The sequence below is a fragment of the Ancylobacter sp. VNQ12 genome (assembly GCF_049445835.1).
Taxonomy (GTDB): domain Bacteria; phylum Pseudomonadota; class Alphaproteobacteria; order Rhizobiales; family Xanthobacteraceae; genus Ancylobacter.
The window spans coordinates 1-1,564 of the sequence record NZ_JBMSDU010000065.1 but is presented as its reverse complement, the minus strand read 5'-3'; the positions used below and the strand labels follow the sequence as shown (position 1 = coordinate 1,564).

Below are 1,564 nucleotides of genomic sequence, written 5' to 3'. Positions count from 1 at the left end.
GAGGCTGTGTGAGAACTCACTTTGGCTCGTCGCGCAGGTTGTTGCCATGGCGCGCGTCAGCTCCGTTCACCCGGTTATCGCTCTGAGGGTCGATGCAACGCCGGCGACGGCGATGACGCGCTTGATGTTGTAGGCCAGGATCGCCAGGCTGGCTTCAGTGGAGACGTTCTCGAGGCCGCGCGTTCGGAAGTGGGTGGCGCCCATCCATCCTTTTATGGTGCCGAAGACGTGCTCGACCGTGCAGCGGCGGACCGCCATGGCTTCGGGCATTGCTTGAAGCCTGCGCTCCATGGCATCGAGCACCGATTCGTGCTCCCATCGTCGGATGCGCTTCTCTTTGCCGGCCGTGCACAGCGCACGGGATGCGCAGGCACCACAGGCCTTTTGGTTGAAGTACACGCTTATGAGCTTGCCGCCCTCCACCCTGGCAAAGCGCTTCTGGAGCTGCGCGCCGACTGGGCAGCGGTAGGTGTCGGTCTCAGGCTCATGTACGAACATGGCCTTGCTCCAGAAACCACGCGCCTGAGCCGGTGAGGTATTTGGCTTGGGCACCATCGGGATGATGCCAGCTTCGGCGCAGGCGCGGATCTGCTCGCCCTCATAGTATCCACGATCGGCAAGGACGATCATCTCGGTAGCGCCGATCTCGGCCTGTGCAGCCGTGGCCATCTCAAGCAGATGCGACCGGTCATGGCCGCGGTTCGTCACCGTGGTGGTGACCACGATATGATGCTTGGTATCGACGGCCGCCTGGACGTTGTAGCCGACTACGCCGCGATGGTCGCTCCCGGTCGCCATGGCACGGGCATCCGGATCGGTGAGCGACACCTGCTCATCGGGGGAGGCTTCCAACTGCTGGCCAATCTCCTCGAGTTCGCGAAGCCGACCACGCAGCCACGCCAGTCGCTCGGTCAGGTGATGGATCCGGGGAGTGGCCGGCCCGGTTTCCGCACTGTCGGCTTCCTCAAGCTCGGCGAGATAGCGCGCGATGCTATCCTCGACATGGGCCTTCCGGCGCGCCAGCTTGCCCTTGGTGTAGTTCTTCTCGTGCGTGTTCACCGCGCGCAAGCGTGACCCGTCGATTGCGACCATGCCGCCACCGACAAGACCCAGTGCACGACAGATGGCGACGAAGCGCTGGCACGCGATCTGGATCGCGCTGGCATTGTCATGGCGGAAGTCCGCGATCGTCTTGAAGTCGGGTGCCAGCTTGCCGGTCAGCCACATCAGTTCGATGTTGCGGCCCGCCTCGCGCTCCAGCTTCCGGCTCGAGGTCAGCTGATGCAGGTATCCATAGACATAAAGCTTGAGCATCGTGCCCGGCGCGTAGCCGGGCCTGCCGGTCGATGCCGGCTGGACGCGGGTAAAACCGAGCTCGGCAAGATCGAGTTCATCGACAAAGGCATCGATGATGCGGACCGGATTGTCGGGATCGACATAGTCCTCCAAACAAGCGGGCAGAAAGCTCGCCTGATGACGGTCGGCAGCCTCGATAAAACGTCCCATCTGGCACCTCCGAAGCAGTGCCTAAACATAGCATAATCAAGGGTTTTCACACAGCCTC

Annotated in this window: 1 protein-coding gene; it reads right to left on the bottom strand. The window is 62.5% G+C overall.

The window, feature by feature from the left end:
* Positions 1-66: 66 nt before the first annotated feature.
* Positions 67-1,506: an IS1182 family transposase gene (locus tag ACO2RV_RS25095; RefSeq protein ID WP_423296918.1), complete on the bottom strand. Its 1,440-nt coding sequence runs from the start codon at positions 1,504-1,506 to the stop codon at positions 67-69.
* Positions 1,507-1,564 lie beyond the last annotated feature (58 nt).